Source organism: Kitasatospora sp. NPDC058190 (assembly GCF_042883685.1).
Lineage (GTDB): Bacteria > Actinomycetota > Actinomycetes > Streptomycetales > Streptomycetaceae > Kitasatospora.
Genome location: NZ_JBHVVI010000075.1, coordinates 25,898 through 45,465 on the forward strand (window position 1 = coordinate 25,898; position 19,568 = coordinate 45,465).

Here is a 19,568-nt window from a genome sequence, read left to right on the forward strand (position 1 = left end):
CAGCGGGTCCGCACAATGTGACCCATGACCAGCAACCCTCCCCCGCCCGACCCCGACCCCGACCACCTGGGCCAGCCCGTCCCGCTGCCACCGGGTTGGGAGAACCCGCAGGTCAGGGCGGACCGGCGCCTGGTGGAGCTGCTGCAGGAGCTGCGGGTGCTGCAGACCGGCGTGCAGATCGTGTTCGCCTTCCTGCTCGGCGTCGCCTTCACCCCGCGCTTCGCCGAACTCAGCGACGCCCAGCAGGACATCTACATCACCACCCTGCTGCTGACCGTGATCGCCGCCGCCGTCCTGGCCACGCCCGTCGCCCTGCACCGGGGCCTGTACCGCCACCCCGGCAAGGCCCGCATCGTCGACGTGTCCGCCCGCATCGCCCAGGCCGGCCTGCTGCTGCTGGCCACCGCCCTGACCGGGGCCGTGCTGCTGGTCCTGGACGTCGTCCTCGGCACGCCGGTGGCCGTCGCGATCGCCTGCGTCGTCGGGCTGGTCTTCGCCGCCCTGTGGTTCGTCCTGCCCTGGGCGGTGCGCCGCGCCACCCGCGACTGGCCCTGACGCCCCGTTCCCGCCGCCCCGACCGCACCGGTGCGTGGACGGGTGCGGGCGCCGGCGCGGGGACCGGGCCGCGGGCCGGGCAGGCGCGCGCCCCCGCACCCCCCGCCCCCGGCGCCCGGCAGCGCCCCGAACCGTCTACCGTGCCCGTATGCACACCTGGGACGTCCTGCTCATCGGCGGCGCCTCCGGCCTCGGCAAGAGCCGGGCCGCCGCCCGCCTCGCCGCGCAACGCGGCGCGTTCACCGTCGAGTTCGACGACGTGGTCGCCGCACTGCAGGCCGCCACCACCGCCGCGACCCACCCCGGCCTGCACCACTTCTCCACGCCGCAGGACGGCCCGGACACCTCCCCGGACACCTCCCCGGACGCGGACCGGGTACTGGAGCTGCAGATCGCCACCGCCCGCGCCCTGGACGACGCCCTGCTCGGCGTGGTGCGCAACCGCCTGAGCGTGGACGTACCGGCCGTCGTCGAGGGCGACTACCTCACACCGGCCGCCGCCGCCCGCTGCGCGGCCGAGGCCGAGCGGTGGGGGCGGCGGGTGCGGGCGCTCTTCCTGCACGAGGCCGACCCCGAGCGGATCAGCGCCAACTACGCCCACCGCGAGCCCGACCGCGGCCCCCAGAGCGAGCGCGCCGCGGTCAGCGCCCGCTACTGCGCCTGGCTCGCCGGCCAGGCCCGCGCCCACGGCCTGCCGGTGGTCGACTGCCGCCCGTACGACACGCTGGCCGAGCGGATGGCGGCCGTGCTGGCGTGAGCGGCCGCCGTGGCGTCAGGAGCCCTCAGGAGCCCGCCGGGGCGTCCTCGATGTCACAGATCAGCCTGGTGCTCAGGTCGCTGTGCACCGCCGGCCGGGTGTGCCCGGTGTCGGGGCCGGCGCCCCAGGTGAGGGTGACGGTGGTGAACAGGTGCCCCGCGCCGGAGTCGTGGTAGCGCGCCTGCCAGCGGGTGGGCACGTCCTGGCGATCACCGCGCCCGCGCCGAGCAGGTCCTGCGGCGCCCAACGCCGTCGCGTCCGGTGCCGCTGATCGGCGGCGCACGCCGAACGGCGGGTCCGTCCTCATGGACGGCCCCGCCGTCAGGCGCGGGTCGCTCGGGCTACCAGTGGTCGTGGCGCTCGCAGCGCTCGTCGTGCTCGTGGCGCTTGATCCTGGTGGGGTCGGTGGCGGTGTGGCTGGTGGGGTCGCCGCCTCCGAGGGCGGTGACGCGGTTCGTCACCTCGTCGCGGGCCTCGCAGGAGACGTCGACCTTCAGGGTGATGGGAGGGTAGCTGCTTCCGGCGGGCAGGACGTCGCTACGGGTGCAGGTGAGGATGTCCAGGGTGCAGTTCCATCCCGTGCCGCTGATGCTGTCGGCCCTGAGCCCGGGGGGCAGGGTGTCGTACACGGTGACCGTGCTGCCGTCGGTCGGGGCGGACCCGACCGCGTTGCCCACGGTGATGGTGTAGATGCCGTCCCGTCCCTGGGTGAAGTGCTTGGTGTGGGTCTTGGCGATGGTCAACGACGGGAGCGTGTAGGAGATGATCACCTGGCCGCTGTGGTTCGCCGTCCCGATCGTCGACAGCGCGAAGCTCGTACCGGTACCCGTGGGGGTGGCGAAGCTGCTGCCCCCACCCGCGCCACCCCCACCCGCCGAGGTGCCCCTGAGGTTGACGGCGCCGCTGCCGCCGCCCCCGCCGCCGAAGTAGCCGCCCCCGCCGCCGCCACCACCAGCGATGGCCGTGGCGGCGCAGCCGCCGTCGAACCTGCCCCCGGCGCCGCCGGTGCCGACCGTGGCACCGGCGAACCCGGTCCCCGGCGCACCGTTCGTCACCGAACAGAGTGGAACGACGCCGGAGACCCCGCCGGCGCCCCCGGTACTGGTGGTGGTGCTGCCGCCGCCCCCGCCCTGACCCGGCGCGGCCCCGGGGCCGGTGGCACTTCCCGCGGTACCGCCGGTGGCATCCGGCGTCGTCCCGCCGTTGCCTCCGTTGCCTCCCGTGGAGCCCGCTCCGGTGCCGCCGGAGGCACCGCCGCCGCCGGCGACCACCAGCAGGGAGCCGCCCGTGCTGACGCTGGAGGCCCCGCCCCCGCCCGGACCTTCGAATTGGAAGCCGGTGAGCGGGAAGCTCCCGCCCGGGGCGCCGCCGTTGAACCCGCCGGCACCCGCCGTGCCGGTGCCGTTGCAGCCCTTGCCGCCGGTGCCGCCGACGTTGACGGTGAAGGTCGTCGGTGCGGTGGTCTGCGGCAGGGTGGTCACCACCCGCGCGCCCGTCCCACCGGTGCCGGTGACGGAGCAGGGGGTGCCGGTGTTGTCGGCGCCACCCGCGCCGTCCGCGGTGATCGTCACCACCGCCGCCGCCGGAACCGTCAGGGTCTGCGACGCGCCGGTGAAGGTGAAGGTCTGCGACGGATCGGCCCCTTGCGCCTGCACCGGCACGTCCTCCATCGGCGCGGCGGCCACCGGTGCGGCCGTGGCCGCCAGCAGCGCCATCCCGGACAGCAGCGCGCCCCCCACCGACACCAGCCCCACACCGCGCTCCCCGCGCCGTCCTCCCGGGCCGTCCGGATCGAACGCGACGACGTCACGCACCGGGGCCGTGTCACCGGCCAGGGCCCTGTCGAACACGGCCGCGGGTCGCTGACGGCCGACCCGGTACCACGGCAGATCGCCCTGTGCACGCGTACGAGCACTCATCCGCGGGTTCACCTCTCCTCACAGCAAAGCGCCCCGCACCCCTCACGCGACAAGGCGGACGTGCGACAGGGCACCTGACGGGAAATCATGACAAACCACAGTAGATACCGCGATCCGCTCACTTCGAGGGAGCGAGGTGATGGGAAGTCCCGTGTGTCGCGACGCCCCGCGCGAGCCGGCGGGGAAACCGGCATCCGACCAGGCCACCGCCTGATCCCGGCCCCCTTCCCGGCCCCGCCTCATACACCTCCGCCGGCGCACCGCCGGCCCCATCGGCGGCCTCGCCCGCCTCATCCGCGAAGCCGCCCTCACCGCGGTCCTCGACGGCACCGCACGCATGCGGCCCTGTGGAGGGAGGGACACACCGGCGTCGCCGTCCTCACCCGAGGAAACCGCGCCGCGGCCGGCCGGGCCGGCGTGTACGGGGGCGTGGTCCAACCCCTCGCCGGGTACAGTGCGGGAAGGCCGAGTCGGGGCAGAGTCGTGGCCTTCCCGGCCTTCCCAACCTTCCCGGCCTTCCCCGCGGGGGGCGTTCCCGGTGCCGGGCCAGGGTGTCGGCGCGTGTGGAGAACGGCCCGGCCTGCCCGGCCTGCCCGGGCGGGCACGGCGTCGGCGCCTCACCGGGCTGCGACGGTCCGGGCGCGGGATCCGGATTCACGCCGTCGACGTCCTCGAAGCCGAGGATCGGTCAGCCGGCCCCGGCCCGCGCCGTCCGCAGCGGCGCCGGAGGGTTCCCCCTTGTCCATCGGTCGGCGGCGTGCCCGCGCCGGGGACGCCCGGGTGGCGGGGGGCGGCTGGTCAGGTGCCGCTGTCCTGCTGCCGGTGGTCGTAGTCGGCGCGAGCGGCGAGGACGTGGGGCATGTGGGTCTCGGCCCAGTCCTTGATGGAGCGTACGAGCGGCAGCAGGTCGTGCCCGAGCGGGGTGAGGGCGTAGTCGACGCGGGCGGGGACGGTGGCGGTGACGGTGCGCTGGAGCAGGCCGTCGCGTTCCAGGGCGCGCAGGGTCTGGGTGAGCATCTTCTCGCTGACGCCGGCCAGGCGCCGGCGCAGGTCGCTGTAGCGCTGGGGCCCGTCGGCGAGGGCGTTGACGGTCAGGCTGACCCACTTGTCGCCGATGCGGTCCAGGAGTTGGCGGGCCGGGCACCGGGCGAGGTAGGCGTCGTAGTGGGCCCGTGCGGCGGCGCGGCGCTGGGCGGCGGTCGTGGTGGGCAACTGACGCTCCTCCCCTGGGGGTTGGTTACGCACCTTGGGGTGCGTTCTTCCCGGCGGGAAGCAACTCTCCCTAAGTTGGGCGGTGTTGTCGAGTCCTTGAAGGGGTGTGGGCGGTATGCGTGCGGTGGTGGTGCGCTCTTTCGGCGGGCCCGAGGCTCTGGAGGTGGCCGAGGTGGCGCTGCCCGGGGTGGGTGCGGGTCAGGTGCGGGTGCGGGTGGCGGCGGCGGGGGTGAACCCGGTGGACGCCCTGACCCGCGCGGGGGTGCTGGCGCGGGCGGGGCTGATGGCGGTGCGGGAGGTGACGGGCATCGGCTGGGACGTGGCCGGGGTGGTGGACGCCGTCGGGGACAAGGTGACGGGTTTCGAGCCCGGGCAGCGGGTGGTCGGGCTGCGCGACCGCCTGGACGTGGACCTGGGCGCCTACGCGCAGTTCGCGGTGCTGGACGCGGGCGCGCTGGCCCCGGCCCCGGCCGGGGTGGACTTCGCGCGGGCGGCGACGCTGCCGCTGAACGGTCTGACCGCGTGGCAGGCGCTGGACCTGCTGGACCTGCCGGCGGGTGCGAGCGTGCTGGTGACGGGCGCGGCGGGGGCGGTGGGCGGCTTCGCGGTCGAGCTGGCGGCGCTGCGCGGCCTGCGGGTGGTGGCGGTGGCCGGCGCCGGGGACGAGGCGCTGGTGCGCTCGCTGGGCGCCGAGTGGTTCGTGCCGCGCACGGTGCCCGATGTGGCGGCCGCGGTACGGGAGTTGGTGCCGGGCGGGGTGGACGGCGCGCTCGACGCGGCGCTGCTGGGGGTCACGGCGCTGGGGGCGGTGCGCGGACGGGGGGTGTTCGTGGCGGTGGCGGGCGGCAGCGAGCCGGTGGGGCTGCGCGGGATCCGGGTGGCGAACGTGTGGGTGAGCGCGGACGGCGCCGCGCTGGAGCGGCTGTCCGCGCCGGCCCAGGAGGGGCGCCTGACCCTGCGTCTGGCGGGCACCCTGGCGCTGGAGCGCGCCGGCCAGGCGCATGAGCGCCTGGCCGGGGGCGGGCTGCGGGGGCGGCTGGTGCTGGTGCCCTGAGCGGGTCCCTTCGGGCGGTGCGCCGGCCGCGGCAAGGCACGGGCGGCGCCGCCGCCGGCCGTTTTGTGTCCGCGTGTCGCCGCCGGGGGTGGGTGTGGTGATCAGGAGGTGGCCGTCGGCGGGAGGATCCGCACGGTGGACTGGGCGCCGCAGCTGGTCGTCCCCCGGAACGGGATGGCGCCCTCGTTGACGAACACGCACGGGCTCAGGTGCGTGGCACCGGTCGCCGTGGTGGCGTCGTAGGAGACGCGGACCCGGGTGACGGTCGTCTTACCCGCGCGGATGCCCGAGTCGCGGCCCTGGAGGTAGACGCCGGCCGGGTCGTCCGGGATCCCGTCCGACACCTTCTCCACCACGCGCCACGAGCCGTCCGCGTCGCGGACCTGGACCGTCGCGTGCGGGTCGGTGAACAGGACGTTGCCGAGGTTGACGTAGTCGGAGGGCGTCGAGTCGTCCAGGACGGCGTCGAACTCGATCGGGTCACCGCCGGCGACCGCCGTGTCCGGCACCCCGGAGAGCGACGTGGTCAGCGACTCGGCCTTGATCGTCTCGCTGTCCTGGGCCAATGACGCCCAGGAGCCGTCGAGTGCGACCACCCCGGAGTGCAGCGTGAGGGACTGGAAGCCGCCGTTGGACGCCCCGTCATGGGGCAGGCCCATCGGGGCGCCGATGCGCAGGGTCAGGGCGAGCTTGCCGCCGGCCGGGACGCTCACGGCGTCGGGCTTGTCCAGCAGTCCGCTGTAGGTGACGTTGTTCGCCCCCTGGTGGTACTCCAGCGGAAACGCCTTCCAGGTGCCGTCGGCCGGGTCCTTGTAGTCGATGGTGATCGCGTGCTCGGGCGTGCCGAGGTCGCTGGTGGTGTCGAGTTCCAGGCCGTACCTGGCGCTCTGGGTCCCCGTGTTGGTGATGGTCTCGGTGAACTCGACCGGCTGGCCGGCGAATCCGATCGAGGCCGGGGCCTCGACGGCGAGCGTGGCCTGCGGCGCCTCGTCCGCGAAGGCGGCGGGTGCGGGCAGGCCCAGTGCCCCGCAGAGCACGGCGGCCCCGACGGCCGCGGTGGCCACGGCGCGACGGCGAGCGCGACGGATACGGGCGATGGACATGGTTCCCCCCTGGAACGTGACTGCGGGAAGGCCGAAGAACGGCCCGGAGCGTGGCTCGGTGATCGATCGGGTCGGCGAGCGGGCCCGCGCGCCGGGAGCACCGTGCTCCCGAAGCGGCCTCTCCCGCCCTGCCTCTCACCCTTGAAGACGTGTGGAACGCCCCGGGGTTGCAGGTGGCTTCGAGGAATTTTTCCGGGCCGGGCGATCCGTACCGGCGCACGGGCCAACCGGCTTTGGTGACCATCGGATGAGGACCCCGACCGCAGCGCCCGCTTCGGGGCCGCGCGGATCACCGGAGCACGTGCCGTGGCCGACAACGACGCCCGCGCTCGCTGCCGGCGGTCGGCATCCGGGGACAGGCGCGGCCCATCGCCGCAGGCCGCCCGCACGCCCCGCGGGAACACCTGGCGCACACCCGGGCACACGAGGGCGCGCCCCGCCCTGACCCGCCGTCAGGCCGGAACGGGAGCCGGCGCCTCCCCCGTTCAGGCGCGGGCCAATTCGGCGTCGGCGCGCTCGGTGATCAGCGCGAGCACACGGCCGGCGACGGCGAGGTCCTGGGCCGGGATGCCGGCGTACAGGCGGGCGGAGACCGGGGCGATCTCGGCGCTGGTGCGCTCGTGGAGTTCCCGTCCGGCGCCGGTGAGCCGCAGGGCGGCGCCGTACCACGGGCCGGCCTCCAGCAGCCCGGCCGCGGTCGTCTCCTCGATGAGGGCGCGCACGCGCTCCCGGTCGGCCTTCAGCGAGCCGGTGATGTCGGCGAGGAGTTCCTCCCGGCCCAGGCTCCCGCCGGCGGCGGTGACGGCCCGCAGGGTGACGCTCTGCTCGAAGGTGGCGCCGTGGCGGGCGAGGACGCCCTCCAGGAGGGAGCGTCCGGCGTAGTGCGCCAGTGCGATGGCGCGGGGACTGAGGGGGGCGGGTGCCGTGGCAGTGGCAGTGGCGGTGGGGGTGGGGGTGGCGGTGGCGGTGGGGGTGGCGGTGGGGGTGGTCATGACGGGTGCTCCTCGTCGTTCTCGGTGGGCGGATCAAGAGGCACGTCGAGCAGGATCGCCAGCTCGCGGGTGAACTCCCTGGCACGCTGGCCGTGTTGGCCGCCGAGCGGCTCCAGCAGCTGGTCCAGCAGGCCCTGGACCAGGGTGATCGCGCGGGCGGTGACGTCGCGTCCGTGCCCGGTGAGCGTCAGCTGCATGGCGCGCGGGTCCCGCGGGTCCCGGGTGCGGGCCACCAGCCCCGCGCCCTCCAGGGCGCGGGCGAGCTTGGAGACGTACAGCGGCTCCAGCCCGGTGTGGTCGGCGAGGCGGCGCTGGCTGGGCCGCTGCCCGGATCGCGCCATGCCGTGGAGCGACCCCAGCAGCGCGTACTGCGCGTGGGTCAGCCCCAGTGGCGCGAGCGCCCGGTCGACGGCGACCCGCCACTTCATGGACAGGCGCCAGACCAGGAAACCGGCGGTGGCGTTGTCGGCTGCTGAACCCATGACAGATACGGTACATGGCTACTATGTCCATGGCTACTGTTTTCGCGGGCGCCCGGGGCGCCACGGCGACCGGAGCGGGACGCCGCGGCGGCCGGCGCCCCGCGCCCGGTCGGGCAGCGGCGGTCGAGCCGGCCGGCGTCCCCCTCGCGCGGCTCAGGCCGCCAGGGCCTTGGCGAGGCCGTCCAGGGAGTGCAGGACGTGGATGCCCTCGGCGACCGGGGCACCGGAGGCGGTGCGGTCGAGCCAGAAGGCGGTCAGGCCGGCACGGTGGGCGCCTTCGGCGTCGAGGGCGTAGTTGTCGCCGACGTAGGCGACCTCGTCAGGGGCCAGGCCCAGGGCGGCGCAGCCGGCGTGGAAGATGCCGGGGGCGGGTTTGGGCTCGCCGTGCTGGTCGGAGCAGACGAGGACGTCGGCGACGTGGTCGAGCAGGCCGATGGCGTGGAGTTTGCGGCGCTGGTGGTCGGCGTCGGAGTTGGAGACGATGCCGAGCCGGTAGTGGGGGGCGAGTTCGGCGAGCACGGGGGCGGCGTCGGGGAAGGCGGCCCAGGCGGCGTCACGGTGGGCGGCGTAGCCGGCGAACCAGGCGGCGGCCTGGTCGTCGGTGAGGTGTTCGGCGCCGGCCTGGCCGAGGTCGGCGAGGAACTGGCGGGTGCGTTCGTGCTGCTGGCCGCGGAAGGTGATCTCGCGGGCGAGGAAGCGGGCGTACTGGGTTTCCATGACGGCGCGCCACCGTTTGAGCGCCGCCTGCGGGGAGGGGAAGCGTGTGAGCAGGTCCGTCTCGCGCAGGTGGGCGAGGATGCCGGCCTTCTCGGAGCCGGAGTAGTCGAACAAGGTGTCGTCGACGTCGAAGAGCACGCCCCTGATCGGCATGGACCGTCCTTTCCGTTTCCGTGCGTACCGGCAGACCCTACGCGGCGCGGCCCGCGGCCCCGGCCCCGGCAGCGGCAGCGGGGGCGGGGGCGGCGGGGCGGCCGAGGCGGTGCGGGCCTGACAGGCCGTACGGGGGGGGCGGCGCTCCGGGCCGCACACGGGCCGGCGCCCCGGGCCGCACAGGGGGCGGTGTCCCGGTCCCGTACGGCTTCGCGTCCGCGCCGGCCGCGCCGGCCGCCTCAGGCGCCCAGGACCTCGCCCACCAGGGCCCGGGCCTCCTCCTGCACCCGGGCCAGGTGCTCCTGCCCCAGGAACGACTCGGCGTAGATCTTGTACACGTCCTCGGTGCCCGAGGGCCGGGCGGCGAACCAGGCGTTGTCGGTACACACCTTGAGGCCGCCGATCGCCGCCCCGTTGCCGGGCGCGTTCGACAGCACGGCAGTGATCTTCTCCCCCGCGAGCTCCCCGGCCGTGACCTGCTCGGGCGCGAGCCGGGCCAGACGGGCCTTCTGCTCACGGTCGGCGCCGGCGTCCACCCGGGCGTAGGCGGGCTCGCCGTGGCGGGCGGTCAGCTCCCGGTAGCGGGCGCTGGGGGTGGTGCCGGTGACGGCGGTGATCTCGGAGGCGAGCAGGGCCAGCAGGATGCCGTCCTTGTCGGTGGTCCACACCCCCCCGTCGCGGCGCAGGAAGGAGGCACCGGCGCTCTCCTCGCCACCGAAGGCGATCGAGCCCTCCAGCAGGCCGTCGACGAACCACTTGAAGCCGACCGGGACCTCCAGCAGCCGACGGCCCAGATCGGCGGCGACGCGGTCCAGCATCGAGGAGGAGACCAGCGTCTTACCCACCGCCGCGTCGGCGGGCCAGTCGCCGCGGTGGCGGTAGAGGTAGTCGACGGCCACCGCCAGATAGTGGTTCGGGTTCATCAGGGCGCCGTCGGGGGTGACGATGCCGTGCCGGTCGGCGTCCGCGTCGTTGCCGGTGGCGATCTGGTACTCCTCCCGGCGACCGATGAGGGAGGCCATCGCGGACGGCGAGGAGCAGTCCATGCGGATCTTGCCGTCCCAGTCCAGCGTCATGAACCGCCAGGTCGGGTCGGTGACCGGGTTGACCACCGTCAGGTCCAGACGGTGCGACTCGGCGATACGCGCCCAATAAGCCACCGACGCCCCGCCGAGCGGGTCCGCGCCGATGCGAAGCCCCGCCGCCCGCACCGCGTCCAGGTCCAACGCCGAGGGCAAGTCCTCCACGTAGGCGCCCAGGTAGTCGTAGCGACCGGTGGTGGCCGCGGCCAGGGCCCGCGCGTAGGGAACCTTCCTCACCCCGCGCAAGCCCTCGCGGATCAACTCGTTCGCGCGGTCCTGGATCCAGCCGGTCGCCTCGGACCCGGCAGGGCCACCACTGGGCGGGTTGTACTTGAAACCGCCGTCACGCGGCGGATTGTGCGAGGGCGTCACCACGATGCCGTCCGCCAGCGCCCTGGGACTGCGCCGGTTGTGGGCCAGGATCGCGTGCGAAACCGCCGGAGTGGGCGTGTAGCCGTCGGCGGCATCGATCAGCACCTGCACACCGTTGGCCGCCAGCACCTCCAACGCCGTCACCTTCGCCGGCTCCGACAGCGCATGGGTGTCCGCCCCCAGGAACAGCGGCCCGGCCACCCCCTGCTGCGCCCGGAACTCGCAGATCGCCTGCGTGGTCGCGGCGATGTGGTCCTCATTGAACGCCGCGTCCAGCGAGGAGCCCCGGTGCCCCGAAGTCCCGAACGCCACCCGCTGCGCCACCTCCTGCGGATCCGGCCGCAGCGCGTAGTACGCCGTCACCAGCCGCGCCACGTCCACCAGGTCACCAGGCTGCGCCGGCTGCCCGGCCCGTGCGTGTGCCATCCGTCTTCTCCCGCCGAAAAAATCCGAAACTCGCGATCCGTCCACTGCCCCCGCGCTCACCGATCGTAGCCAGAACGCGACCATGCCCCGAACCCCACGGGCGGCTCCCGGGGCACACGAGGCCGATCCGCTCCACCCGCCCCGGCGGCCACGAGGCCCGCCGGACCGCCCCAGTCCAGGCAGACGCCCCGGTCCGGGCGGGTGGCCGGGTCCGGGCAGGCGCCCCGGTCCGGGCGGGTCCGGGCGAGCGGCCGGGTTCAGGTGGGCGGCCGGGTGCGGCCGGGTCCGGGCGAGCGGCCGGGTCCGGGCGAGCGGCCGGGTCCGGGCAGACGGCCCGGGTGCGGCCGGGGCCGGGCAGACGGCCCTGTCGGCAGACGGCCCGGTCCGGGCGAGCGGCCGGGTCCGGGCAGGCGCCCCGGTCCGGGCGGGTCCGGGCGGGTGGCCGGGTTCAGGCGGGCGGCCGGGTGCGGCCGGGTCCGGGCGAGCGGCCGGGTGCGGCCCGGTCCGGGCAGACGGCCCTGTCGGCAGACGGCCCGATCCGGGCAGACGGGTTCAGGCGGGCGGCTGCTCGCGGCACCCGTCGAGGTCCGACGCGGTGAAGCCGACGGCGAACTGCGTCACCCGGTACTCGGCCAGGCCCTCGCGCGCGAACGGGTCGGTGGCCGCCAGCGCCTCGATGGCCGCCCGGTCCTGCCCCGCCGCCAGGATCACCCCACCCTCGCGCCGCACCTCGCGCCCCGCGGCCAGGAACACCCCCACCCCGAACCGCCCGCGCAACCACTCCACATACCGCGGCAGCACCTCGTCGATCCGCCCCAGACCAGCGGTGTACGTCAACTCCCGTACGAACAAGCGGCCAGGCCAGACCCTCCCGCGCACCGGCGCCCCGACGCACACGCGACGCCCGCAACCAGGTCACCACCGCGGCCCGGGCGCGGCTCGGCGGCGGCGCGTTCCTGCCGCGCCGCACAGCAGCGGGGCGAGGCCCGAGACAGGGGCGCGCGAGGGCGGATTCGAACCGCCACAGCCGAAGCGGGGGCTTTACAGGCCCTTGGGCTCTCCACTGCCCAGCTCACCCTCAAGAGGCCGTCAACACCCTTGCTCCACACGAAGAATCCGCAGAAATACGCGGAAATACGCGGAAATACGCGGTGCGGTGGCGCGGTGCCTCAGCGCGCCCGGGAAAGGACGGCGGCGACGCGGGGCGCGGACGGGAAGCGGCGATAGCCACGGCCATGGGCGGCTCGGGCTGCTACGGCGTTCATGGCGTACTCCCCTCCTTCACTGCGCGCGGTGTGCGGCGCTTGTCCGCGACCACTGTCGCGCGGCGCCCCTTGGGGGTGCAACGGGTTTTCCCACCCGGGCCCCGGGAGGGTGCCGACCCCAATCCTGCCAGGTCAGGCCAGGGTTTCGGTAGGACCTAGCGCACCCCGGTTTCACCTTGCCCAGGCCCCTTGGCGGGGCGCACACTCGTGCAACATCCCATCCCCCTTCGCGGCCCACGCGCCGCCGCCCGCTTTCCCGGGCGGCCGGCGCGCGATCCGTCGCGCCCCGGTGCCGTACGGGGGGTGGGTGGACGGATGGTCAACGACGAAGGGGGACACGGGACATGAACGTGCACGCGGACCTGGTGCTGAAGGCGCGGGTGCGGCTGATGAGCCACAACGACCGGATCCTGGACGGGGAGGAGGGCCTGTGGGTCTACCGGATCCTGTTCACGGTCAGCCCGCGCGCCTACGCCTTCAAACTGGCCTTCGTCCTGCGGGAGCTGAGCGAGGTCAGCCCGCGGGTGGCCCACCTGCCCGAAGCCCGGCGGGCGCTGCTGGAGGAGGCCCGGGCGGCCAGCGCCCACATCCCCGCCGACGCCCCCGCCTACCAGCGCCACATGTGGGACCACACGATGGCGGACCTGCGGCAGATCGAACGGCGCCTGGGGCAGGCGGGCCAGTGACGCGTGCGCACGAGGATCCGGTGCCGCGGGCCCGGGCGCGACTGCCGAGCCGGCAACAACCGCCCCCCGCCCGGGCCGCAGGCCCGGTGGGGTACCGGGCGCCGTTCACGGCCGGCCCGCAAGTGCCGGTGGAGAAAGTGCTCCGCTCACTCGCCGAACCGCGGCGGCGGGCGGGGCGTGCGGGGCGGGCGGGGCGGTAGGTGGTCGCGGGATGGTTGCGCGATGGTTGCGGTACAACAATCCCTATATGACGACCGATCGGAGAAATTCTGATATGAGCAGGTCAGGACTGTCCCGCCGCGCCCTGATCGCCGGCGCCGGCGCCGCCGTCGTCGGCTGGAACACCGCCGCCCGCTCCTGGGCCGCCGAGCCCGGCGCGCAGGTCGCCGAACTTCCCTCGCTGGACGGGACGGTGACACTTCAGGGCGAGGGGCTGGAGCGGTTCTGCGGTGACTTCGGGCACCTGGTCACCGCCGCGCCCCGCGCGGTGCTGCGGCCCGGCTCGGTGCTGGACGTGCAGAAGACGCTCGCCTTCGCCCACCGCCACCGCATCCCGGTGGCCGTCAACGGGCAGAGCGGCGACGCGGCGGTGGTCGGGCAGGGCGGGCTGGAGTCGCACTCCAACTACGGCCAGGCCAACCCCCGCGGCGGCATCGCGATCGACGCCCGCGGCCTGGACAAGATCGTCTCGATCCGGCCCGGGCAGGCCGTGGTCGAGGCCGGCGCCACCTGGGCGCAGCTGACGGACGCGGGCCTGGCGCAGGGCTGGGTCCCGCCGTGCCTGACGGACTATCTGCACCTGTCCGTCGGCGGGACGCTGAGCGTGGGCGGCATCGGCGGGGCGGTGCAGCACTACGGCATGCAGGTCGACACCGTGCGGGAACTGGAGGTGGTGACCGGGACGGGTGAGCTGGTGACGGCCTCGCGGGAGCGCAACCGGGAGCTGTTCGAGGCGGTGCTGGCCGGCGGCGGGCAGGCGGGGATCATCGTGCGGGCCACGCTGGCGCTGGTGGCGGTGCGCGAGCGCTCCACCGTGTTCACCCTCGCCTACGACGACCTCGACACCTACCTCGCCGACCAGGAGCGGGTGCTGGCCGACGGCCGCTTCGACCTGCAGGTCGGCAACGTGGTGCGCAGCGCGGACGGGCGGCGGTGGCGGTACACGGCGGAGCTGGTGGCGTACGGGGAGGCGGGGCGGGCGGTGGACCGGCAGGCGCTGCTGGCGGGGCTCGCTCCGGTGGCGGGTGAGACGGCGGTGGTGGAGCAGAGCTGGCGTGAGTACGCGTTCCGGGTGGACGCGTTCGCGGGGTATCTGCGGGCGGCGGGGTTGTGGGCTCTGCCGAAGCCGTGGCTGAGCCTGTTCCTGCCCGCCTCCAGCGCGCGGGTGTTCATGGAGGAGGCGGCGCGGGTGCTGACGGCCGCGGACCTGGGAGCGGGGCTGCTGCTGTTCTACCCGTACGCGCGGCAGCGGGTGAAGGCGCCACTGGCGGTGCTGCCACAGGAAGCGGTGGGCTGGCACTTCGACCTGCTGGCGTTCCCGGGGCCGGGGGCCGATACGGCGGGGATGCTGGAACGCAACCGGCGACTGTACGAGCGGGCGGTGGAACTGGGCGGGAAACGGTATCTGATCGGAGCGGTGCCGGGGATGACGGGGACGGACTGGCGGCGGCACTACGGGGGGTTGTGGGAGCAGGTGGAGCGGGCGAAACGGCGTTTCGACCCGGCGGGGATCCTGACACCGGGCCAGGGCATCCACAACGCCTGACACCGGAGCAGGGCACCCACGACACCTGACGCCAGAGCAGGGTGTCCACGACGCCTGACGCCGGGTCCTGGCGCCCGTGTCGGGGGCTGCCCGGGTGTCCGGGCGGCCCCTGGGCGGCCCCTGGGGGGCACCTGGGGGGCGGCTGGGGGGCGGCTGGTCTGTGCCCGGGCCGTCGTGCCCGTCACGACGTGGCCCGGCGAGTGGCGTGGTGGCGGCGGGTGGTGGTGGGGGGTGGGGGCCGTGGTGGGAGTCGGCGTCGGTGTGCGGGCGTGCGCGCCGGCCGGGTGTCGGGCGCGCCGTGTCCTCACGGTGCGTGCTTCCTTCGCCGGGCGGGGGCGGGCGCGCCGTGTCCTCACGGTGCGTGCTTCCTTCGCCGGGCGGGGGCGGGCGCTAGCGGGCCAGGCGTCCGAGCAGGGCGGATGCCGCGGCGATGCCCGCCAGGGTGGCGGCCGCGAGGACGGCGAAGTCCAGCGGCAGGTGGGAGGGCGTGCCGATCAGCAGGCCGCGCAGGGCGTCGACCTGGTAGCTGAGCGGGTTGGCCTTGCTGACGGCCTGGAGCCAGCCCGGCATCAGGTGGAGGGGGTAGAGGGCGTTGGAGCCGAAGAACAGCGGCATGGTGATCGCCTGGCCGATACCCATCAGGCGGTCGCGGGTGAGCACGATCCCGGCGATGGCCATCGACAGGCAGGAGAAGAACGCCGAGCCGAGCAGCACCACCGCCACCACGCCGAGCAGGCGCAGCGGGTTCCAGGTCATGGCGACCCCGAGGGCGGCGGCGATCAGCACCACGACCACTGCCTGCAGGAGTGCCTTCACGCCGGCGGCGAAGGCCTTGCCGGTGACCAGGGCGGCGCGGGGGGTGGGGGTGACCAGGAGTTTGGTCAGGACCCCGGAGTCCCGCTCCCAGATGATCATGATGCCGTAGAAGATCGCGATGAACATCGCGGACTGGGCGATGATGCCCGGTGCCAGGTAGTCCAGGTACGGGATGCCGCCGGTGGGGATGGCCTTGAGGCGGGTGAAGGTCTCGCCGAAGATCAGCAGCCACAAGGCGGGCTGGACGGCCCGGGTGTACAGCTCGGTGCGGTCGTGGCGCAGTTTCTGCAGTTCCACGGCGCACATCGCGCTGACGCGGGCGGGGATCAGACGCCAGCCGGTGCGGGCGCGCGGGGGCACCAGCAACAGATCCATCCGCGCTGCCGGGGCGGGTACGCCCGCGGGGGGTTCAGCCGACGCGGCCTGCGGTACGGCGGGTACGGCGGACATCACCGAAGTCTCCTTCCGTGGCGTCGGCCAGGTCACGGCCGGCGAAGTGGCGGAACACGTCGTCCAGCGTGGGTTCGTCCCCGCGGGGGCCGTCCCGGCGGGAGTCGTCCGGACGACGGGAGTCGTCCCCGCGGGAGTCGGCCCGGCGGGAGTCGGCCCCGCGGAGGTCGTCCCGGCGCGGGTCGTCCCCGCAGGGTTCGTTCCGGCTGGGGTCGCTTGGGCGCAGGCGGTCCTTGAGTTCGGCGGGGGTGCCGAGCGCGCGGATGCGACCGCGGTCCATGAGGGCGATGCGGTCGCAGTGGCGGTCGGCCTCGTCCATGTAGTGGGTGGTGACCAGGACGGTCATACCGGTGGCCTCGCGCACGGCGTCGATACGTTCCCACACCCCGGTACGGGCGATCGGGTCCAGGCCGATGGTGGGTTCGTCCAGGACCAGCAGACGCGGAGCACTGACCAGGGCCTGGGCGAGTTCGAGACGACGCACCATACCGCCGGAGTACGTGGCGGCCATACGGTCGGCGGCGTCGGTGAGGTCGACGGCCGCCAGGGCCTGGGCGACGCGTTCGGCGCGTTCGACGCGGGGGACGTCGAAGACGCGGGCAAACAGGGCGACGTTCTCGCGTCCGGTCAGCCCGGCGTCGGCGGACAGCTGCTGGGGCACGTAGCCGAGCAGGCGGCGCACCTGCATGGGGCGGCGGGTGGCATCGTGGCCGAAGACGCGCACCATGCCGGCGCCGACGGGCAGCAGGGTGGTGATCGCGCGGATGGTGGTGGTCTTGCCGGCGCCGTTGGGGCCGAGCAGGCCGAACACCTCGCCGGTGTGGACGGTCAGGTCGATGCCGTCGACGGCGCGGGTCTGGCGGCCTTTGCCGCGGCCGTGGCGGAAGGTGTACTCCAGGCCCCGGCACACCACCGCGTCCTGGCCGGTTGCGTCCATCACCCCTCCTCGGGCAGGTCGCGCAGGCCCCGGGTGAGGGAGCGCAGCGCGGGCACGGCGGCGGCCAGCGCCGCCCGCTCCTGCTCGGGCAGGGCCGCCACCAGCTCCCCCACCAGCGCCCGGCGGCGCGAGCGCCAGGCCTCGATGCGCTCCTTCGCCTGCCCGGTCGCGTACAGCAGCGCGGCGCGCCGGTCGCCGGGGTCCGCCTCGCGCCGCAGCAGGTCCTGCGCGACCAGCTGGTTGACCAGTGTGGACACCGAGTTCCCGGCCAGGCACAGCTCCTGGGCCGCGTCCGAGACCCGCAGCCCGGGGCTGTCCGTCACCAGCCGCAGCAGCTCCACCTGCGCCCCGCGCAGGCGGGGCTGTTCCAGGCCTTGGCGCAGCCGGCGTCTGAGCATGCGCTGGATGCCGACCATCAGTGCGGAGAACTCCTCCGCGAGGGCGGTGTCGGGGGTGTCCGGAGCCTCGGTCGCCATACCCCCGATTTTAGCTCTCAGTGAGAGATATGTGTCGAGGGTCGGCCCCTCGCCGTGCGGGGTCCTCCCGTCCCCGCGGTCCGCGACCGCCAGGCCAGGCTGGTGGCCATCGCGGTGCGCCTGGGCGTGGCCCGGCCTCGTCCGTCACCGCCGTGCCCGGCGGCGGACTCGACGCCCGCCGGCCGCGGTTCCACGACCCCGCCACCCCGGCTGCGAGGCGGCGGGACCCGCTTCCACCGCTTCCACCGCTGCCCCGGCCTACGCGCGGCCGGCGTTCGCGGCCCCGCACAGGGCCTCGTCGACCAGCTTGCTCTGGGCCTGTTCCACGCGCTGGACGTCGTCCGCCGATTCGGCGAGGACGCCCGACAGCGAGACCGTGACGCTGTGCCGGCCGTCGGCGGTGACGCCGGTGGCGGTGATCCAGCCGGCGTCACCGCCCTCGTGGCCCCACTACACCCCGCCACAGGACAGCGGGCGGGAGAAGAGTCCCAGCCCGTCGCGGGCGCCCGGCATGAGCTCCTCGAAGTCCTCGCTGATCGGGATGGTCCGTTTCATCTGCGCGAGCTGCGCCGGCGCCAGGAGCCGGCCGCCGAGCAGGGCGCGCAGGAACAGGTCGAGATCGGCGGTGGTGGACACGAGCCCCGCCTCCCCGTTGGTGCCCGGTCCGACCTGCTCGGTGACGTCCACGAGCGGCTCGCCGGCCGTGAACCTCTGACAGGTCCGGGCGTGCGGCTGGGGCAGCGTGGGTGAGGTGCCCGGCCAGAAAGTGTGATCGAGACCGAGCGGGCGCGCGATGCGGTCCCTGACCTCCTCGTGCCAGGGATGCCCGGAAACCCTCTCGATGACCATGCCGAGCAGGACATAACCGGTATTGGAGTACTTCCAGTGCGTGCCGGGCTGGAAATCGGGACGGTGGCGCATCGCCCGGGCGACGGTCTGCTCGGGGGTGGAGGTGTCGTACCGGTGCCGGTAGAAGTCCGTGGCCGAGGTGTAGTCCGGGTAGTCGTCGTGGATACCGCTGGTGTGCTGGAGCAGGTGGCGGACGGTGATCGCGCGGCCGTCGTTGCCGTTGGCGGACACCACACCGGGCAGCCATCGCTCGATCGGGTCGTCCAGGCGCAGCCGGTGCTCGCCGACGAGTTGCAGGACGGCGGTGGCCACGAACGCCTTGGTGACGCCGGCGATGCGCGCGTAACCGTCCGGGGCGACCGGCCGGCGCTGCGTCAGGTCGGCGACACCGCCGGTGACGGTCAGGCTCCGGCCCTGGGAGGAGACCAGGCGGGCCTGCACTCCCGTCACGCCGACCGCGATGATCGCATCGACGTCGCGCTGGAGCCGGAGCTGGAGCCGGGCCCAGGCCCGGTCGCCCGGCCCGCGGGCAGCCCACGCGCCGGGCGCACCGGTGGTGGACAGGGTCACGGCCACGAGGGCGGCCAGTGCCAGGTTCCGCCGCACGACGAGGCCGCGCCGCCGTGGTGAACGCGTCTGTGGAGTCGTCATGGGCGTTGACACTAGGTGCGGCCCGGGCGCGCGGACGCTACCGCGCGCTGGCGGGAAAACAGGGTAGTGGGCTGTAGTGCCGGGCCCGGCCGCCATGACGCAGACTTGCGCGAATGAAGCACCCGAACCACCGCCACGGGACCGGTCGGCTCCGCGCGATGTGGCGCGCGCTGGGCTATCTCCTGACGAACCTGTTCACCGCCGCGCTCACCCTGTTCGCGCTGCCCGTCCTCGCCGTCCCCACGACGGCGCGCGCCTGGGCGTCCTGGCATCGCCGCCGCGCCGACCGACTGCTGCGGCGCACGTGTTCCGGCCCCGTCCAAGCCGGCACGTGGCGTGTCCTCGGGTGGCTGTGCACCCGCACCGTCAGCGGTGCGGTGTTCGGGCTCCTCGCGGTGCTGTGCGCGGGCAACGCGGTGGCCACCGCCGTCACGGTGCCCCTGTGGTGGGCACCGCCCGCCGACACCCGCGCGGGCGGCTTCGCCGCCGGTGTCCCCCTGTCCGGGTGGGGCACCGCGTTGACCCTGGGGAGCGCACAGACCGTCGTCTTCGCGGCCCTGACGTACCGGCCGGCCCCACCGCTGGCGCGCCCGCACGCCCGGATCTGCACGCAGTCGCTGTCGCCCTCGGCCACCGAGCGGCTGACGCGGCGGGTGGAGACGCTGACCCGGACACGGGCGGGCGCCATGAGCGCGCACGGCGCGGAACTGCGCCGGATCGAACGCGACCTGCACGACGGCACCCAGGCCAGGCCGGTGGCCATCGCGGTGCGCCTGGGCGTGGCCCGTGAGTCACTGGGCGAGGACCCCGAGCTGGTGGCCAGACTCCTGGAGGAAGCACACGAGAGTA

At 74.7% G+C, this 19,568-nt stretch carries 19 protein-coding genes and 1 tRNA gene; 6 read left to right on the forward strand and 14 right to left on the reverse strand.

What is annotated here, in order from left to right; translation table 11 throughout:
• Nucleotides 1-24 precede the first annotated feature (24 nt).
• Together ACFVWU_RS29320 and ACFVWU_RS29325 are read left to right on the forward strand one after the other, a co-directional pair.
• Nucleotides 25-555 (forward strand): DUF6328 family protein, encoded by a 531-nt coding sequence (locus tag ACFVWU_RS29320; RefSeq protein ID WP_387626526.1) that lies wholly within the window; start codon nt 25-27, stop codon nt 553-555.
• Nucleotides 556-703: 148 nt separating this feature from the next.
• Nucleotides 704-1,312, forward strand: a complete 609-nt coding sequence (locus ACFVWU_RS29325) for an AAA family ATPase (protein WP_387626528.1) — start codon at nt 704-706, stop codon at nt 1,310-1,312.
• A 25-nt stretch (nt 1,313-1,337) separates the two neighbouring features.
• On the opposite strand, the gene ACFVWU_RS29330 is transcribed toward ACFVWU_RS29325, so the two are convergent.
• The 3 genes from ACFVWU_RS29330 to ACFVWU_RS29340 form a co-directional block, all read right to left on the reverse strand.
• Nucleotides 1,338-1,511, reverse strand: coding sequence for a hypothetical protein (locus tag ACFVWU_RS29330; RefSeq protein ID WP_387626530.1), 174 nt, complete (start codon nt 1,509-1,511; stop codon nt 1,338-1,340).
• 142 nt (nt 1,512-1,653) lie between these two features.
• Complete coding sequence (locus ACFVWU_RS29335; protein ID WP_387626532.1) at nt 1,654-3,231, reverse strand: hypothetical protein; 1,578 nt, start codon at nt 3,229-3,231, stop codon at nt 1,654-1,656.
• Nucleotides 3,232-4,029: 798 nt separating this feature from the next.
• Entirely contained in the window at nt 4,030-4,443 is a 414-nt protein-coding gene (locus tag ACFVWU_RS29340; protein ID WP_387626534.1) for a winged helix-turn-helix transcriptional regulator, read from the reverse strand.
• Between the two features lie 115 nt (nt 4,444-4,558).
• On the opposite strand from ACFVWU_RS29340, the gene ACFVWU_RS29345 reads away from it, so the two are divergent.
• Nucleotides 4,559-5,497, forward strand: coding sequence for an NADP-dependent oxidoreductase (locus ACFVWU_RS29345; protein WP_387626536.1), 939 nt, complete (start codon nt 4,559-4,561; stop codon nt 5,495-5,497).
• 101 nt (nt 5,498-5,598) lie between these two features.
• On the opposite strand, the gene ACFVWU_RS29350 is transcribed toward ACFVWU_RS29345, so the two are convergent.
• The 7 genes from ACFVWU_RS29350 to ACFVWU_RS29380 all read right to left on the reverse strand — a co-directional run bounded on the left by ACFVWU_RS29350 (nt 5,599) and on the right by ACFVWU_RS29380 (nt 11,902).
• Nucleotides 5,599-6,600: a hypothetical protein gene (locus tag ACFVWU_RS29350; RefSeq protein WP_387626538.1), complete on the reverse strand. Its 1,002-nt coding sequence runs from the start codon at nt 6,598-6,600 to the stop codon at nt 5,599-5,601.
• A 485-nt stretch (nt 6,601-7,085) separates the two neighbouring features.
• Nucleotides 7,086-7,592, reverse strand: coding sequence for a MarR family transcriptional regulator (locus ACFVWU_RS29355; RefSeq protein ID WP_387626540.1), 507 nt, complete (start codon nt 7,590-7,592; stop codon nt 7,086-7,088).
• Nucleotides 7,589-8,074: a MarR family winged helix-turn-helix transcriptional regulator gene (locus tag ACFVWU_RS29360; RefSeq protein ID WP_387626542.1), complete on the reverse strand. Its 486-nt coding sequence runs from the start codon at nt 8,072-8,074 to the stop codon at nt 7,589-7,591. Before ACFVWU_RS29360 ends, ACFVWU_RS29355 begins: the two co-directional genes overlap by 4 nt.
• 153 nt (nt 8,075-8,227) lie before the next feature.
• Nucleotides 8,228-8,944 carry an HAD family hydrolase gene (locus tag ACFVWU_RS29365; RefSeq protein ID WP_387626544.1) on the reverse strand — a complete coding sequence of 239 codons (717 nt, stop codon included), beginning with the start codon at nt 8,942-8,944 and terminating at the stop codon, nt 8,228-8,230.
• A 239-nt stretch (nt 8,945-9,183) separates the two neighbouring features.
• The gene (gene pgm, locus ACFVWU_RS29370; RefSeq protein ID WP_387626546.1) at nt 9,184-10,824 is read right to left on the reverse strand and encodes a phosphoglucomutase (alpha-D-glucose-1,6-bisphosphate-dependent); all 1,641 of its coding nucleotides are present in this window, start codon (nt 10,822-10,824) and stop codon (nt 9,184-9,186) included.
• Nucleotides 10,825-11,376: 552 nt separating this feature from the next.
• A complete protein-coding gene (locus ACFVWU_RS29375; protein WP_387626548.1) occupies nt 11,377-11,661 on the reverse strand; it encodes a YciI family protein in 285 nt (94 codons plus the stop codon).
• A 161-nt stretch (nt 11,662-11,822) separates the two neighbouring features.
• Nucleotides 11,823-11,902: transfer RNA gene (locus ACFVWU_RS29380), tRNA-Tyr, on the reverse strand.
• A gap of 531 nt (nt 11,903-12,433) precedes the next feature.
• Here ACFVWU_RS29380 and ACFVWU_RS29385 point away from each other — a divergent pair.
• A complete protein-coding gene (locus ACFVWU_RS29385; RefSeq protein WP_387626550.1) occupies nt 12,434-12,775 on the forward strand; it encodes a hypothetical protein in 342 nt (113 codons plus the stop codon).
• A 274-nt stretch (nt 12,776-13,049) separates the two neighbouring features.
• Nucleotides 13,050-14,540 carry an FAD-binding protein gene (locus ACFVWU_RS29390; RefSeq protein ID WP_387626552.1) on the forward strand — a complete coding sequence of 497 codons (1,491 nt, stop codon included), beginning with the start codon at nt 13,050-13,052 and terminating at the stop codon, nt 14,538-14,540.
• 390 nt (nt 14,541-14,930) lie between these two features.
• Here ACFVWU_RS29390 and ACFVWU_RS29395 read toward each other — a convergent pair whose 3' ends face one another.
• From ACFVWU_RS29395 to ACFVWU_RS29410, 4 genes are all read right to left on the reverse strand, one after another.
• Nucleotides 14,931-15,806, reverse strand: coding sequence for an ABC transporter permease (locus ACFVWU_RS29395; protein ID WP_387626554.1), 876 nt, complete (start codon nt 15,804-15,806; stop codon nt 14,931-14,933).
• A complete protein-coding gene (locus tag ACFVWU_RS29400; RefSeq protein ID WP_387626556.1) occupies nt 15,766-16,743 on the reverse strand; it encodes an ATP-binding cassette domain-containing protein in 978 nt (325 codons plus the stop codon). Before ACFVWU_RS29400 ends, ACFVWU_RS29395 begins: the two co-directional genes overlap by 41 nt.
• Nucleotides 16,743-17,219 (reverse strand): MarR family winged helix-turn-helix transcriptional regulator, encoded by a 477-nt coding sequence (locus tag ACFVWU_RS29405; RefSeq protein WP_387626558.1) that lies wholly within the window; start codon nt 17,217-17,219, stop codon nt 16,743-16,745. Before ACFVWU_RS29405 ends, ACFVWU_RS29400 begins: the two co-directional genes overlap by 1 nt.
• A gap of 450 nt (nt 17,220-17,669) precedes the next feature.
• Complete coding sequence (locus ACFVWU_RS29410) at nt 17,670-18,719, reverse strand: serine hydrolase domain-containing protein (RefSeq protein WP_387626560.1); 1,050 nt, start codon at nt 18,717-18,719, stop codon at nt 17,670-17,672.
• A gap of 113 nt (nt 18,720-18,832) precedes the next feature.
• Between ACFVWU_RS29410 and ACFVWU_RS29415 the strand changes: the two genes are divergently transcribed.
• Nucleotides 18,833-19,568: histidine kinase (locus ACFVWU_RS29415; protein ID WP_387626562.1), on the forward strand; the 736-nt coding region annotated here is incomplete at its 3' end.